General features: G+C 69.4%; 15 protein-coding genes. 10 read left to right on the top strand and 5 right to left on the bottom strand.

The window, feature by feature from the left end:
• Positions 1 to 27: 27 nt before the first annotated feature.
• Positions 28 to 594, top strand: coding sequence for a type 1 glutamine amidotransferase domain-containing protein (locus tag U3653_RS10970; protein WP_195078519.1), 567 nt, complete (start codon positions 28 to 30; stop codon positions 592 to 594).
• 18 nt (positions 595 to 612) lie between these two features.
• Here U3653_RS10970 and U3653_RS10975 read toward each other — a convergent pair whose 3' ends face one another.
• Positions 613 to 1,284 (bottom strand): TetR/AcrR family transcriptional regulator, encoded by a 672-nt coding sequence (locus U3653_RS10975; RefSeq protein WP_195078520.1) that lies wholly within the window; start codon positions 1,282 to 1,284, stop codon positions 613 to 615.
• Positions 1,285 to 1,394: 110 nt separating this feature from the next.
• Here U3653_RS10975 and U3653_RS10980 point away from each other — a divergent pair, with 110 nt between their 5' ends.
• The 3 genes from U3653_RS10980 to U3653_RS10990 all read left to right on the top strand — a co-directional run bounded on the left by U3653_RS10980 (position 1,395) and on the right by U3653_RS10990 (position 4,066).
• Positions 1,395 to 2,540: an acyl-CoA dehydrogenase family protein gene (locus U3653_RS10980; protein ID WP_195078521.1), complete on the top strand. Its 1,146-nt coding sequence runs from the start codon at positions 1,395 to 1,397 to the stop codon at positions 2,538 to 2,540.
• A 143-nt stretch (positions 2,541 to 2,683) separates the two neighbouring features.
• Positions 2,684 to 3,148, top strand: coding sequence for a PaaI family thioesterase (locus tag U3653_RS10985; RefSeq protein ID WP_195078522.1), 465 nt, complete (start codon positions 2,684 to 2,686; stop codon positions 3,146 to 3,148).
• A 588-nt stretch (positions 3,149 to 3,736) separates the two neighbouring features.
• On the top strand, positions 3,737 to 4,066 hold the full coding sequence (locus U3653_RS10990; protein ID WP_195078523.1) for a transglycosylase family protein: 330 nt from the start codon (positions 3,737 to 3,739) through the stop codon (positions 4,064 to 4,066).
• A gap of 199 nt (positions 4,067 to 4,265) precedes the next feature.
• Here the strand turns inward: U3653_RS10990 and U3653_RS10995 are convergent, their stop codons facing one another.
• The 4 genes from U3653_RS10995 to U3653_RS11010 all read right to left on the bottom strand — a co-directional run bounded on the left by U3653_RS10995 (position 4,266) and on the right by U3653_RS11010 (position 7,980).
• Positions 4,266 to 5,006 carry an SDR family NAD(P)-dependent oxidoreductase gene (locus tag U3653_RS10995; protein WP_195078524.1) on the bottom strand — a complete coding sequence of 247 codons (741 nt, stop codon included), beginning with the start codon at positions 5,004 to 5,006 and terminating at the stop codon, positions 4,266 to 4,268.
• Complete coding sequence (locus tag U3653_RS11000) at positions 5,003 to 6,172, bottom strand: thiolase family protein (protein ID WP_195078525.1); 1,170 nt, start codon at positions 6,170 to 6,172, stop codon at positions 5,003 to 5,005. The genes U3653_RS10995 and U3653_RS11000 overlap by 4 nt, the downstream gene beginning before the upstream one ends.
• 282 nt (positions 6,173 to 6,454) lie before the next feature.
• Positions 6,455 to 6,703 (bottom strand): hypothetical protein, encoded by a 249-nt coding sequence (locus tag U3653_RS11005; RefSeq protein ID WP_323124183.1) that lies wholly within the window; start codon positions 6,701 to 6,703, stop codon positions 6,455 to 6,457.
• 29 nt (positions 6,704 to 6,732) lie between these two features.
• Positions 6,733 to 7,980 (bottom strand): PucR family transcriptional regulator, encoded by a 1,248-nt coding sequence (locus tag U3653_RS11010; RefSeq protein WP_195078526.1) that lies wholly within the window; start codon positions 7,978 to 7,980, stop codon positions 6,733 to 6,735.
• Positions 7,981 to 8,253: 273 nt separating this feature from the next.
• Here U3653_RS11010 and U3653_RS11015 point away from each other — a divergent pair, with 273 nt between their 5' ends.
• The 6 genes from U3653_RS11015 (at position 8,254) to U3653_RS11040 (ending at position 15,276) form a co-directional block, all read left to right on the top strand.
• The gene (locus U3653_RS11015; protein ID WP_195078902.1) at positions 8,254 to 9,393 is read left to right on the top strand and encodes an esterase/lipase family protein; all 1,140 of its coding nucleotides are present in this window, start codon (positions 8,254 to 8,256) and stop codon (positions 9,391 to 9,393) included.
• 143 nt (positions 9,394 to 9,536) lie between these two features.
• The gene (locus U3653_RS11020; protein WP_195078527.1) at positions 9,537 to 10,925 is read left to right on the top strand and encodes a lipase family protein; all 1,389 of its coding nucleotides are present in this window, start codon (positions 9,537 to 9,539) and stop codon (positions 10,923 to 10,925) included.
• Between the two features lie 110 nt (positions 10,926 to 11,035).
• Positions 11,036 to 12,400 carry a glutamine synthetase family protein gene (locus tag U3653_RS11025; RefSeq protein WP_323124184.1) on the top strand — a complete coding sequence of 455 codons (1,365 nt, stop codon included), beginning with the start codon at positions 11,036 to 11,038 and terminating at the stop codon, positions 12,398 to 12,400.
• Positions 12,381 to 13,127 (top strand): gamma-glutamyl-gamma-aminobutyrate hydrolase family protein, encoded by a 747-nt coding sequence (locus U3653_RS11030; RefSeq protein ID WP_195078528.1) that lies wholly within the window; start codon positions 12,381 to 12,383, stop codon positions 13,125 to 13,127. Before U3653_RS11025 ends, U3653_RS11030 begins: the two co-directional genes overlap by 20 nt.
• A complete protein-coding gene (locus tag U3653_RS11035; RefSeq protein ID WP_195078529.1) occupies positions 13,124 to 14,482 on the top strand; it encodes an aldehyde dehydrogenase family protein in 1,359 nt (452 codons plus the stop codon). Before U3653_RS11030 ends, U3653_RS11035 begins: the two co-directional genes overlap by 4 nt.
• Positions 14,482 to 15,276 (top strand): 3-oxoacyl-ACP reductase, encoded by a 795-nt coding sequence (locus U3653_RS11040; RefSeq protein ID WP_396944924.1) that lies wholly within the window; start codon positions 14,482 to 14,484, stop codon positions 15,274 to 15,276. The genes U3653_RS11035 and U3653_RS11040 overlap by 1 nt, the downstream gene beginning before the upstream one ends.
• Positions 15,277 to 15,278 lie beyond the last annotated feature (2 nt).

The raw sequence follows: 15,278 nt of genomic DNA on the forward strand, positions 1-15,278 counted from the left end.
AACCATCCCGACGGAAGGAGAGCACTCATGACCGATCAGCTCAATGGGACGCGGGTGCTGATCATCACCTCGAACACGGGAGTGGAGCGGGACGAACTGCTGGTGCCGCGCGACGAACTGCGCGAGCGCGGCGCGCGGGTCACCCACGCCGCGCCGAAGCGAGAAGAGGTGCAGACGTACCTGCACGACACCGAGAAGGACACCGCCGTGCAGCCGGACGCGTCGTTGCACGAGGTCTCCGTGGACGATTACGACGTGCTGGTCGTGCCCGGCGGCACGGTGAACGCGGACAAGCTGCGGGTCACCGACCGGGCGATCGAGCTGGCGAAGGAGTTCGCGGGGGCGGGCAAGCCGATCGCGGCGATCTGCCACGGCCCGTGGCTGCTCGTGAACGCCGAACTGGTCCGCGGCAAGACGCTGACCTCGTATTTCTCGCTGCGCACCGACATCGTCAACGCGGGTGGCGACTGGGTCGACGAAGCGGCGGTGCGCTCCGCCGAGGGCGGATGGACCCTGCTCACTTCGCGCAACCCCGGCGATCTGCCCGACTTCGTGCACGCCATCACCCGCGAAGTGGTCCCTGCCGCGCGTTGACCCGGCGCGGCTATCGATTCAGTTGCCCGCCAGCGGTTTTCGCGGGTCGATCGCGATGCCCAGCTCGCGCAGCCGGTTGTCGATGAGCAGCCAGCACTCGGTGGTCAGGCGGTCGACGAGGGCGGCCTCGGTGGTGTCGTGGTGTTCCAGCCACCAGCGCACCGAGGCGTCCACCAAGCCGAGCAGCGCCACCACCACCCGGTCCGCGGCCAGCGGGTCGCCCCCGAATTCCGGCAGGTAGCGGGTCGCCGCCGCGGAGATCTCGGCGGCGAACGCGCTCCCGCCGACGCGCGGTTCGTTGCGGCCGCGCCGATAGTCGCGTCCGACCAGGAAGCGATACAGATTCGGATGCTCGGCGGCCCAGCGCACGTGCTGGGCCAGCGGCGCGCGAATGATGTCCATGGGTGTGCCGTCCACCGCCAGTCGCGCGCGAATCCGCTCGGTCAGATCGCCGTGCGCGTGCCGGGCGACGGCCAGGTCCAGTTCCTCTTTGCTGGCGAAATGCCGGTAGACGTGCGTGCGGGCCAGTCCGGCGCGGTCGGCGATCTTTCCGGTCAGCGCGTGCGGCCCGTCCTCCTCGATCGCCGCGATCGCGGCTTGCACGATGGCCCGGCGCCGCTCGTCGCGGCCGGGGCGATCGCGCGTGGCACGCCGCGCTTGCGCGGTGTCCACCCAAGGTTGTCGTGCCACGGCGCTCAGCGTATCGGCAGGAGAATCGAGTGGTACACCTTGTACCCGGCAGCTCATTGGTACACACTGTACCCGTAACTGTCGGTATCAGACTTTCGCAAGGAACCCCGATGACGACCTACCGGTCCGCCTGGCTCGACGACGACCTGGACGCCCTGCGCGAGCTCGCCCGCTCGTTCTTCGCGAAGGAGCTGACGCCGAACATCGACAAGTTCATCGAGCAGCACCACGTCGACCGTGACTTCTGGAACAAGGCGGGCGCGCTCGGCCTGCTGTGCGCGTCGATCCCCGAGGAGTACGGCGGTGGCGGCGGCACCTTCGCGCACGAGGCCGTGCTGATCGAGGAGCAGGCCAAGGCGTTCGACACGTCCTGGGGCGCCACCCTGCACAGCGGCATCGTCGCGCACTACCTGCTGCACTACGGCACCGAAGAGCAGAAGCGGCAGTGGCTGCCCAAGATGGCCAGCGGCGAGGTCGTCGGCGCGATCGCCATGACCGAGCCCGGCACGGGGTCGGACCTGCAGAACGTCAAGACCAAGGCCATCCGCGACGGTGACGAGTACGTGGTGAACGGCTCCAAGACCTTCATCACCAACGGCAGCCAAGCCGATCTCATCATCGTGGTCGCCAAGACCGACACCAGCGAAGGCGCCAGCGGCATCTCGCTGATCCTGGTCGAGGCCGACCGGCCCGGCTTCCGGCGCGGCCGGGTGCTGGACAAGGTGGGCCAGAAGGGCCAGGACACCTCCGAACTGTTCTTCGAAGACGTCCGGGTTCCGGTCTCGAACCTGCTCGGCACGCAGGAGGGGCAGGGTTTCGTCCAGCTGATGCAGCAGCTTCCGCAGGAGCGGCTGATCATCGCCGTCGGATCGGTCGCCGGGATGGAGGCCGCGCTCGAGGTGACGCTGCGCTACACCAAGGAGCGCCACGCCTTCGGCAAGCCGCTGTTCGCCTTCCAGAACACCAAGTTCACCCTCGCCGAGGCGGCCACGGAGACCCGGGTGGCCCGGGTGTTCCTCGACGACTGCATCATGCGGCATCTGCGCGGGGAACTGGACATCCCGACCGTCGCCATGGCCAAGTGGTGGACCACCGATCGCGCGATGGCGGTGGCCGACGAGTGCCTCCAACTGCACGGCGGCTACGGCTACATGACCGAATACCCGATTTCGCGGATGTGGACCGACAGCCGCGTCCAGAAGATCTACGGCGGCACCAACGAGATCATGAAAGAGATCATCGCCCGCAGTCTGTGATCGCGCGGCCGACGGTGTTGGCGAAGCGCCAACACCCTGTCGGGCCGCGCGCCAGAGGGCCTACGCTTCGGTGACGTCCACCGAGGTGGCCGTGGCAGAGACAACGAGGTGCCAGCCACCTCAGGCGTGAAGGGACGATTGCGATGAGCGACGTCGAGACTCCTCCGTTCAAGGACATCGTCAACGGTGCGTTGGAATTCACCATCCCGATCGCGCACAAGATGGGCGTGCAGGCGGTGGAGGTGCGGCGTGGTCACGCGGCGACCTCGGTGCCCGCCGAGGGCAACGGCAACCACTTCGGCGTGATGTACGCCGGGGTGCTGTTCACCGTGGCCGAGATCCTCGGCGGCGCGATCGCGGTCGCCACCTTCGACAACTCGGCGTTCTATCCGCTGGTGAAGGACCTGCACATCTTCTTCCGCAAGCCGGCCAAGACGGATGTGCGCGCGGAGGCGACACTGACCGAGGACGAGATCGCGCGCATCACCGCCGAGGCGGCGGCGAACGGCAAATCCGACTTCACGCTGCGGGCCGTGGTCACCGACACCGACGGCGTGATCGTGGCGGAGACCGAAGGGCTCTACCAGTTGCGGGCGCACGGCAAGTAGCCCGCGCCGGCGCCGGAGCGGATCGCGAGCGCGCTTCCGGCGCCGGTCTGCCGCATCCTGCGGTGAGATCGACGCGGAGGACTCATTTCCGCCAGGTCGCAGGGCTCGCTCCGAGGTCACGGAGCGGTCGCGGGACGGGTGCCGGGCCTTGGCGTCACGGGTGCATTTCCGCGGCTTCGGAAAGATAACGGCTCGGTAGCTGCTGCCTTCGCGGCGCCCGCGCGAGCGTCGTTGCGCCTACTACTGCAAGTCGTGGACCTGCGAAAATGCGATCTGCTTCACCATATCGCGGTGATCTCGATCACATAACGACGCTGTAACAGCCGATCCATATCGCGCGATTTCTCGCGAACGACCTGCGTGGATGGCCCAGAGTCTCGACCAGGGGTCAAACCTCACTGGGCGTTATTCGAACGTGATCTGCCGCGACATCTCCGCTAACGTCGGTGACGGCTCGGGGCAACACCGAGATCGAGCTCGAATCGCAGAACGCCGGAAACCCTGTCCCGCGGTTCGAGTGTCCACGACATTCCTGGGGACAGGGGCGCGGCGAATTCGCCGAGCCGGTGGGCGCAGGCGGGAAATCTCATGTCGCAAAACCGTAAATTCACCACTCGTGTTCTCGGCTTCACCGCGGCCATCGGCGCCTTCGTCGCCGTGCCGTTCGGCCTGTCCACCGCGACCGCTTCGGCCCACAACTGGGACGCCGTCGCGCAGTGCGAGAGCAGTGGCAACTGGTCCACCAACACCGGTAACGGCTTCTCGGGCGGCCTGCAGTTCACCCAGAGCACCTGGGAGGCCAACGGCGGCAGCGGCAGCCCGGCCAACGCCAGCCGGGAAGAGCAGATCCGCGTCGCCGAGAACGTCCTCGCGACCCAGGGGCCGGGCGCCTGGCCCGTGTGCGGCGCTTACCTCTGATGCGCCACCGGCGCCTACCGCGAATGCGCGGTAGGCGCCGGATTGTTTTTTCCGATAATACCCTTCGGCGCGATCGGCGATTATCTGCGGAATCTCGCTAATAATTCGCGATTCGATCAGCAATTCGAATTCGGATTCACCGACCCGGATTCGTCTCGCTCTTCCGCGGCTCGTACCGGTCGCTGTCAGGTAACGGTGCTCAGGCTCGCCACAGTTGGTCACCGGAGCGCGACAGCACGATGTTCGGCACCACCGCGTTCCGGGACAGCCGGGTGATCGCCAAGACCATCTCGGCGATGTCACCGGTGGTGAGCATGGCCGACCGGTCGAGGACATCACGCTTCCACGCGGTCATGTCGGTGTCGACGTAGCCGGGGGACACCGCCGTCGCGCTGACGCCGTTCGCGGACTCCTCCAGCGACACCGTCTCGCACAGCGAAATGAGCGCCGCCTTCGTCGCCCCGTAGGCCGCGAGGCCGGCCTCGCCCGCGACGCCGGTGATCGAAGCGAGCGCGACGATCTTCGCGCCGCGCTCCCGATCCTCGTCCGCGCTCTTGCGCAGCAACGGCAGCGCGGCCTGGATCAGCGTCAGCGGCGCGCGGAAATTCACGTCCAGCATGCGCTCGTACGCCTTGGCGGGCAGATCGGCCACGGCGCCCGCCGTGCCGGTGCCCGCGCTCAGCACCAGCGCGTTCATGCCGCCGAACCGTTCCTCGTGCGCCTGGACCAAGGCGCGCACCTGATCGAGGTCGTTCATCTGCGCGACCACCGGGTGCACTTCGGCCCCGGTTTCCGCGCGCAGGCGCGCCGCGGTCTGCTCGAGCGTGTCGAGCGTGCGCGCGGCGAGGGTCAGGTGATAACCCTCACCGGCGAGGCGGCGTGCCACCTCGGCGCCGATGCCGCGCGAGCCTCCGGTGATCAGTGCGGTGCGGACGCTCATCCGAGGCGTTCGATGATCGTCGCGTTGGCCAGGCCGCCCGCCTCGCACATCGTCTGCAGGCCGTAGCGGCCTCCGGTCTGCTCCAAGTGGTTGACCAGCGTCGCCAGGATGCGGGTGCCGGAGGCGCCGAGCGGGTGACCGAGGGCGATCGCGCCGCCGCGCGGGTTCAGCTTGTCCGGATCGGCGTTCAGTTCGTGCTGCCAGACCAGCGGCACGGGCGCGAACGCCTCGTTCACCTCGTAGGCATCGATGTCGTCGATGCTCAGCCCGGCGCGATCGAGCACCTTGCGGGTGGCCGGGATCACGGCCGTGAGCATGAGCAGGGGATCGTCGCCCACCACGGAGAAGGAGTGGAACCGGGCGCGCGGCCGCAGGCCCAGTTTCGCCGCCGCCTCCTCGCTCATGATCAGCGCGGCCGAGGCGCCGTCGGTCAGCGGGGAGGAGTTGCCCGGTGTGATCGACCACTCGATCTCGGGGAAGCGCGCGGTGTACTGGTCGTCGACGAAGGCGGGCCGCAGCTTCGCCAGGCTTTCGCCGGTGGTGGCGGGCCGGATCGTCTCGTCGGCCGTCAGCGTGCCCGCCGCGACCAGTTCGTTGTCGAAACCGCCGCGCGCCGCGGTCTCGGCGGCGAGCCGATGCGAGCGGGCCGCGAACTCGTCGAGCGCGGCGCGATCGAACTTCCACCGGGCGGCGATCACCTCGGCCGCGATGCCCTGCTGGATGAGGCCGTCCGGGTAGCGGTGGGCCAGCGGCCCGCGGTTGGCGTCCTTGCCCTGGCCGTTGGAGAACATCGGCGCGCGGCTCATCGATTCGACGCCGCAGGCGATCGCGACGTCGTAGGCGCCCGCGATGACGCCCTGCGCCGCGAAGTGCGCGGCCTGCTGGCTCGACCCGCACTGCCGGTCCACCGTGGTGGCCGGCACCGACTCCGGGAATCCGGCGGCCAGCGCGGCGGTCCTGCTGATGTTGAACGCCTGCTCCCCGCTCTGGGTGACGCATCCGCCGACGACGTCGTCCACCACGGCGGGATCGAGGTCGTTGCGGGCGACGAGTTCGGCGAGCACGCCCGCGAGCAGGGTGGCCGGATGCACGTCCGACAGGCCGCCGCCTGCCTTGCCCTTACCGGACGGTGTGCGGACGACATCGACGACGACGGCGGACCTCATGGGCCATCTCCGATCAGATAAGTTAACTGCCATTCGCAGTTAAGTTAACACAGATTCACCGCTGAGGGCCATGCCGGGGCGTGTCGCGACGGGTGCGAAGTACGGGTCGGACGGGAGTCGAGCGCAGCATCGCACTCGCACCCCGCTGGAACTCGAAATCGACGTCGGCGAGGTCCGATCGAACGCCGTCGCGGTCGAGTGGCTCCCTGAGTCGATCCAGCAGGTCGTCGAGCGTCCCGCCCGCGTGGTCCACGAGCGGGGAGACCCTGACCTCGCCACGGCTCAGCCGCGCCAGTTCCCGCAGCGCCGCCGGATGGAAGCCGAAATCCAACCCACGCGCGCACCGAGCTCGGCCGCCTCCGCCGCTAAACTCGCCGCGCCGCCGGGACAGTCCAGGATGTCGCCGCGCAAGTCGTCGTCGCCGAGGGAGAACATCGCGCGGTATTCGCTCAGCGATCGACCGGTGAGCAGATAGCCGCCCGCGTCGATCGAGTCGTGCTGGTCTCCCCTGCGTCGGACGGTAGCCAGCAACCGGGCACGGTGCGAGCCGGTTTCCACGTCTAGGGCTTGACCTCGGCGGGCGCCCTGCCGGGATACAGGCGCTGAATCGTCAGCGCGGCCGCCAGCAACCGGGAGTCGTGCGGGTCGGCGGGATCGACGCCGGTGAGTTCGGCGATGCGGCGCAGCCGATAGCTGAACGTGTTGGGGTGCACGTGGATCTCGGCGGCCGCGGCCTTGCGGTCGGAGCCGTGGCGCAGGTGCGCGTCGAGGGCTTCCAGCAGGTGCGGGCTGTCCAGGATCGGGGCGATGCGCTCGGCCAGCCGCGTGCGGGCGGTGCCGGGCCTGGTGAGCTGGTACTCCAACAGCAGGTCGTCGAGCTGGTAGACGCCTGGGGGGCGGCCGAGCAGGCGCGCGAGTTCGGCGAGATCGGTGGCTTCCTTCGCGGTCCGCGCGATGGCGTCCATGGGCACGGCGGGATAGGCGGCGACGAACACCGGGATCCCGAAGTTCTCGGTCAGTTCCGCGGCGAGTCCGGCATGGCGCGCGCCGTCGGGCTCGGCGTCGGAACCGCTGGGCAGCAACGCGATTCCGCTCCAGCCGTCGAAGGTGGCCAGCGTCGTGGTGCCCGCGAGGGCGTCGAGGGCGCGGTGCAGCAGGCGGATGCGGCGGCGCCCGACGAGCGTGGCGACCTTGCTCGGCTGGTCGTCGGGCCGGATGTGGATGGCGAGCACCGTGTAGCGCTCGGCCAGGGCGGTGTCCGCCCGCGCCGCCAGTTCCGCCGCGGGCAACCCGTGCAGCAGCGCCGAGCACAGCGCCCGGCGCGCCTCCCGCTCGGCGTTGTAGATGGACTGCTCGACCTCGGTGTAGGTCTCCACGACCGTGATGTTGATCTGCATGAGCAGGTCGAGCAGCCTGCTGCCGATCAGCACGAGATCATCGAGTTCCTCGCGGGAGGCCAGCGCGGCCGCCTCCTGGAGCACCGACTGCGCGGAACCGTGGATGGCCTCGATCAGCACGGGCAGCGGAAACCGGTCCTCGGCGTGCCGCTCGGCCACCGGGGCGACGAACGTCGCGACCTCGGTCTTGGTGAAACTGCGCTGTTCGCCGATCGCTTGGAGCACGGCGCGGCCGCACGCGTAGATCGCCGGAAGCACCTCCGCGGTGAAATGCCCCTCGGGCAGGTCGGCGGCGGGCGGAGTGGTGCCGAGGCCCGCGGCGAGCATGCGCTCGGCGATCTGCGGCCAGCGGGTGAGCAACCGGGCGACGAGCGGAGCGTCTCCGGTCACCGGGGACAACACGACGGACATGGGCCGATTGTTTCCGACCACAGAAACCGGCGGCAAGGTCGCGGTCGCGGTCGCTCGATTTTTGGCTCGCACGCCAACATTCCGGATGAAATGTTCTCCTCCAGGTGCAGTGACACCGCTGCGGCACGCGCCCTACATTCGGAAAGCGGCTCGCGATCATGGTCCCGATCACATTCGTTCCGAAATGTGGCGTGGCAGACATTTGTCGCGGTGCCCTCCGCACCGCTGGGCCGCATTCGTTCGGTGCGAATGGAAGTGAACTGAATGTTGGCAATGATGCACAACGCTCGAAAGGCGATTCTCGGAGCCGCGGTGATCGCGGGCGTGACCATGGCGGCCGCGCTCGGGGGCGGAGCGGCGCACGCGCAGCAAGAGATAGAACCGACACAGCAGGCGCTCGCCGATTACATCAGCGCGGGCCTGACACCCGCTCCGGACGGCAGACAGCCGCGCGCGATCGTGGACACCGGCAGCTCATCGGGCTGGCCGACCAGCGTCGCGTCCGACGCCTTCGGCGAAGGCCCGGAGATGTCGGCGTACCTGGCGGCGTTCGCCTATGGCCTGACCCACCCCGACGCCGCCCCGCCCGGGGCCAACCGCTGGAACTGCACTCCCGCCGCCGAACACCCGCGTCCGGTGGTGCTGCTGCACGGCACCTGGCTCAACGCCTACGACACCTTCTCCTACTTGTCCCCGCGCCTGGCCCGCGCCGGATTCTGCGTGTTCGCCTTCAATTTCGGGCGCTCCGGCATCCTGGAGGGCGGCGGTCTCGGCCCGATCCTTCCCGGTCGCTTCGGGGTGGGCCGGATGGAGGACTCGGCGGCGCAGTTGCGCGATTTCGTCGACCGGGTGCTGGCCACGACCGGTGCGCAGGCCGTCGACATCGTCGGCCACTCGCAAGGCGGCACGGTCGCCGACCACTATCTGAAATTCGAAGGCGGGCAAGGCAAAGTCGGCAAGCTGGTGAGCCTGGGCGCGACGCATCACGGCACGTCGCTGATGGGCATCGCCACCCTGGGCCGGATCATCAACAATCTGGGCGTCGACATCCTCGGTTTCTACGAGCCGCTGGTCGGGCTCGCGAATATCCAGCAGGCGGTCGGCTCACCGTTCTACGCCGCCCTGAACGCGCAGGGTGACACGGTGCCCGGCGTCGCCTACACGGCGATCGGCTCCCGGCACGACGAGGTGACCAACCCCTATCAATGGACGTTCCTGCGAGCGGGTCCGGACGCGACGGTGGACAATGTCACGCTGCAAGACGGGTGCGAGCAGGATATGTCCGACCACCTGACGATGATGTATTCCCCACGGGCGGCGTCGATCGTGCTGCACGCGCTCGACCCGGTCGCCCAGCCGTCGCTGGAATGCACGTTCAATCCGTGGATGATCGGCGGCAGCGGCAGCTTGTGATCCGCTGTCACTGCATCGACGCGAGAATCCGCGAGCGTTTGATTGGCACTCGGGACAATTCTTTTCCGGCCACGACCTTGATTGGGTGGATACGGGTTCGGATGCCCGCGATCACGGCTGTGCCGTCGGAAAGGAAGAACCGGATGAGTGTGCGACTCGAAAGGGATGGCGGCCCGGTGCCGCCTCATCCGGCGGCGTTCTCGGCTCGGCCGGTACTGCCCGAAGACGATCCGTTCTATGTTCCACCGCCCGCGGTCGGGCGCTTGCGCCGCGGCGCGATCGTGCGCACGCGGGCGGTGCGGATCGGCTTCTTCGGCATTGTGCCCCAGCGCATCTCGGCCTGGCAGCTGCTGTATCGGACGTGTGATCTGCACGGAACTCCCGAGGTCGCGGTGACCACCGTGTTGTTGCCGTGGGACGCGGATCCGGCCGAGCCGCGCCCGCTGGTCTCGTTCCAGTGCGCGATCGACGCGGTGGCCTCGAAATGTCTTCCCTCCTATTCGCTGCGACGCGGGGCGCGGGCGGCGGGGTCGATTCCCCAGCTCGAGCTGCCGCTGATCGCCAGCGCACTGGCGCGCGGCTGGGCGGTGTCGGTGCCGGACCACGGTGGAACCGCGGGCAGATTCGGCGTGGCCAGGGAGCCGGGATACCGCGCGCTGGACGGGGTGCGCGCCGCTGTCGCCTTCATGCCGCTGGGGCTGGACCCGGACACACCCGTGGCGCTGTGGGGTTACTCGGGCGGGGGATTGGCCACGGCCTGGGCCGCGGAGATGGCCGCGGAATACGCGCCGGAGCTCAATATCGTCGGCGCGGTCGCCGGGTCGCCGGTCGGGGACCCGGCCGCCGCGTTCGTCCGGCTCAACGGAACGCTTTTCGCGGGGTTCGCGGCGGTCTTCACCGCCGGGCTGCGCCGCGGCTATCCGGAACTGGACCGCCTGCTGCGCGCCCATCTGGACGCGCGGTATCTCGGCTGGCTCGCCGAGACCGAGACCACCGCGACGTTCCCGCTGCTGTATCGCTTCGCCCGCCGCGACATCGACAAGCACAGCGACGCGGGGCTGACCGCCATGCTCCAGCAGGACGGGCTGCGGCGGATCCTCGATGACATCCACCCCGGCGGCCGAGCGCCCGCCATGCCGGTGCTCGTGCTGCAAGGCGTGCACGACGAGGTGATCGCGGTCGCCGACGTGGACGGCCACGTCGCGCGCTACGTCGCGGCGGGCGCGCACGTGCGCTATCTGCGCGACCGGCTCAGCACCCATCTGCTGCTGCAATTCCTGGCGCTGCCGGTGATGGTGGATTGGCTCGCCGGTCGTTTCGCCGGTCGCGAGCTGCCCCCGGCCGGTACGCGCACCCAGTGGTCGCTCGCCTGTGCCGGTCCGGCGTTGCGCGGTCACCTGGGTTTCGCGGGTCTGCTCCTGCGCATGTGGCTCGGACGGCCGATCCGCGCGCCGCGCCCGCCCGCGCCGTCGCGTCCTCGCCCGCGCCGCCTGTCCGTCGTCACCGCGGCTCTCCGCGATCCGTTGTCCTGATCCCTCTGATCACCTGCCGCCGCGCGGCGGGTGCGAGATTCCGGTGTCACGTCACATAGGTGTCCGTTTTGCTCTAGCGTGAGCACGGTCGGTGCCGAGAGGGGTCGTGGATGCGTAGCGGGATGCTGAGTGTGGCGCAATTGCGGGACCGGGTCGACACGGGCGAGATCGACACGGTGCTGGTCGCGATGACCGACATGCAGGGACGACTGCAAGGGAAGCGCTGCGCGGCACGATATTTCCTGGACGAAGTGCTCGAGCACGCCACCGAGGCGTGCGGCTACCTGCTCGCGGTGGACGTGGACATGACGACCGTCGACGGTTACGCCCTCTCCTCCTGGGAGACCGGGTACGGCGACGTCGTGCTGCGGCCGGATCTGCGCACGTTGCGGACGGTGCCGTGGTGGCCGGGCACGGCCATGGTGCTCTGCGATGTGGAGCACGTGGTGCCGGAAGGGCGGGCGGTCGCGGCTTCCCCGCGTCAGGTGCTGCGCCGACAGCTGGACCGGCTGAGTGAGCGTGGCCTGCGCGCGTTCGTGGGGACCGAACTCGAGTTCCTGGTGTTCGACGACAGCTACGAGGCGGCCTGGAGCGCCGGGTATCGCGGGCTGACGCCGGCCAATCAGTACAACGTCGACTACTCGCTGCTGGGCACCGGGCGGATCGAGCCGCTGCTGCGCCGCATCCGCAAGGAGATGGACGGCGCGGGCATGTATGTCGAGTCGGCCAAGGGCGAGTGCAACCCCGGCCAGCACGAGATCGCCTTCCGGTACGACGAAGCCCTGGTCACCTGCGACAACCACAGCATCTACAAGACCGGTGCGAAGGAGATCGCGGCGCAGGAAGGGCACAGCCTCACCTTCATGGCGAAATACAACGAGCGCGAGGGCAATTCCTGCCACATCCATCTGAGCCTGCGCGGCGCGGCGGGCGAGGCGGTCTTCGCCGGCGACGGCGCGGACGGCATGTCGCCGCTGATGCGGCACTTCATCGCGGGCCAGCTGGACTGCCTGCGCGAGTTCACCTACCTGCTGGCTCCGAACATCAACTCCTACAAGCGATTCGCGGTGGGCAGCTTCGCGCCGACCGCGATCGCGTGGGGCCGGGACAACCGCACCTGCGCCATCCGCGTGGTCGGCGAGGACCACGCGCTGCGCTTGGAGAACCGGGTGCCCGGCGGCGACGTGAACCCGTATCTGGCCGTGGCCGCGCTGATCGCGGCGGGGCTGCACGGCATCGATCGAGGGCTGCCGCTGGAGCCGGAATTCAAGGGCAACGCCTACCACTCCGAGCGCCCCCGGGTGCCGCGCACGCTGCGCGAAGCGGCCCAGCTCTTCGGTGACAGCGCGGTGGCCCGCGCGGCCTTCGGTGATGATGTAGTGGAGCATTACCGCAACGCGGCGCGGGTAGAGCTGGACGCCTACGACGCCGCGGTCACCGACTGGGAGCGTATCCGTGGTTTCGAACGACTCTGAGGTCGCGGGAGCCCGTCCCGTGATCGGGCTGCCCACGTATGTGGAGCGGGCCCGCTTCAACGCCTGGGACCTGCCGTGCGCGGTGCTGCCGCACGCCTACGTCGAGATGGTGGCCGCCGCGGGCGGCATCCCGGTGCTGCTTCCGCCGGCGGGCGCCGCGCGGCCCGAGCTGGTGCGGCGGCTGGACGGGTTGCTGCTGACCGGCGGCGCGGACATCGATCCCGCCCGCTACGGCGGCCCTTCGGCCGGGATACCCGGCTACACCAGGCCGGACCGCGACGAGTCCGAGTTCGGTCTGTTCGAGCTGGCCAGGGCCGCGGGCATGCCGATCCTCGCGGTCTGCCGCGGGCTGCAACTGGCGAACGTGGCGCTGGGCGGCACGTTGATCCCGCATCTGCCCGATGTGGTCGGCCACGACGAGCATTCCGGCGTCGCGGGCGGGTTCACCGCCACCAGGGTGCTGACCATCGCGGGCAGCCGGGTCGCGCGGCTGGCCGGTCCCGAGGTGAAGGTGCACTGTCACCATCACCAAGCCGTCGATCGGCTCGCCGAGGGCCTGACCGCCAGCGCGTACGCCGCCGACGGCACGATCGAGGCGGCCGAGGCCACCGACGGGTCGTTCCTGGTCGGCGTGCAGTGGCACCCGGAGGCCGACGCCACCGATCGCAGGCTGGTCCTGGCGCTGACCGAGGCGGCGGACACCTATCGAAGGGAGCGGGACTCGTGACGACAGGGCAGGTGCTCAACCCGGCGACCGAACAGGTGGTCACGACCGTCGAGCTCGTCGGCGAAGCGCAGACCGATGCCGCCATCGCCGCGGCGCAGCGCGCCTCGGCCGCGTGGCGCGAGGTCGCGCCCGGCGACCGGGCCAGGTTGCTGCGCCGGTTCGCCGAGGCGGTGGACGCGGACCTGGAAAACCTGGCCCGCCTCGAGGTCGCCAACGCCGGGCACACCATCGGCAACGCGCGCTGGGAGGCGGGCAATGTCCGCGACGTCCTGCACTACGCGGCCGGGATGCCGGAACGGTTGCTGGGCAGCCAGATCCCGGTCGCGGGCGGAGTGGACATCACCTTCCACGAACCACTCGGCGTGGTCGGGGTGATCGTGCCGTGGAACTTCCCGATGCCGATCGCGGCCTGGGGTTTCGCGCCCGCGCTCGCCGCGGGCAACACCGTGGTGCTCAAACCCGCCGAACTCACGCCGCTGACCGCCCTGCGGCTCGGCGAACTCGCGCTCGAGGCTGGCCTGCCCGAGGGAGTGTTCCAGGTGCTGCCCGGCAAGGGATCGGTGGTGGGTCAGCGCTTCGTCACCCACCCGGCCGTGCGCAAAGTGGTGTTCACCGGCTCCACCGAGGTGGGCACCCAGATCATGGCGGGCTGCGCCCGGCAGGTGAAGCGGGTGACGCTGGAACTCGGCGGCAAGAGCGCGAACGTCGTGTTCGCCGACGCCGACCTGGAACAGGCGGCGGCGACCGCGCCATACGGCGTCTTCGACAACGCCGGGCAGGACTGCTGCGCCCGTTCCCGGATTCTGGTGCAGCGCAGTGTGTTCGACCGATTCCTGGAATTGCTGGAACCTGCCGTGCAGGGGGTGCGCGTCGGCGATCCGTCCGACGAATCCACTGAGATGGGGCCGCTCATCTCGGCCGCGCACCGGCAGCGGGTGGCCGAGTTCGTGCAGCCGTCGACCAAGGTGGCGTTCACCGGAAGCGCGCCGGACGGTCCCGGCTTCTGGTACCCGCCCACCGTGGTGCTGCCCGCCGCGCCCACCGACCGGGTGCTCACCGAGGAGGTGTTCGGCCCCGTGGTGGCGGTGGTCCCGTTCGAGGACGAGGCCGACGCGCTGCGCATCGCCAATGACACGAATTACGGCCTGTCCGGCTCCATCTGGACCAGGGACGTCGGCCGGGCGCTGCGCGTGGCCCGAGGGGTGGAGGCGGGCAACCTGTCGGTGAACTCGCATTCGTCTGTGCGGTACTGGACGCCGTTCGGCGGTTTCAAGCAATCCGGGCTCGGGCGCGAACTCGGGCCGGACGCCGCGCTCGCGTTCACCGAGACCAAGAACGTCTTCCTCGCCACGTAGTGACACCCGCACATCCGACAGGAGATACGTTGCAGCGCTTACAGGATCGAGTCGCCGTCGTCACCGGCGGCGGGAGCGGTATCGGTCTGGCCACGGTCCGTCGCTTCGCGGCGGAGGGGGCGAAGGTGGTGGTCGCCGACATCGACGCCGGGACCGGCGAGGCGGCGGCCAAAGAGGTCGGCGGCCGGTACGTGCACGTGGACGTCACCGACGAAGACCAGGTCAAGGCCATGTTCCAGACCGCGGTGGACACCTACGGCGGGCTGGACATCGCGTTCAACAACGCGGGCATCTCCCCGCCGGAGGACGATTCGATCCGCACCACCGGCCTCGACGCGTGGCGGCGGGTCCAGGAGGTCAACCTGACCTCGGTGTACCTGTGCAGCAAGTACGCCATCGAGCACATGCTCGAGCGGGGCAAGGGCTCGGTGATCAACACCGCGTCCTTCGTCGCGGTGATGGGCGCGGCGACCTCGCAGATCTCCTACACCGCCTCCAAAGGCGGCGTGCTGGCGATGAGCCGCGAACTCGGCGTGCAGTTCGCCCGCGACGGCATCCGGGTGAACGCGCTGTGCCCGGGTCCGGTGAACACCCCGCTACTGCGGGAGCTGTTCGCCAAGGACCCCGAGCGCGCCGCCCGCCGCCTGGTGCACGTGCCGCTCGGCCGGTTCGCCGAACCGGAGGAGATCGCCGCCGCCGTCGCCTTCCTCGCCAGCGACGACTCCTCGTTCATCACCGCGTCCCAGTTCCTGGTGGACGGCGGCATCGCGGGCGCGTACGTGACCCCACTGTAGGG

Origin of the sequence: Nocardia implantans, from assembly GCF_035544775.1 — a bacterium.
Taxonomy (GTDB): domain Bacteria; phylum Actinomycetota; class Actinomycetes; order Mycobacteriales; family Mycobacteriaceae; genus Nocardia; species Nocardia implantans.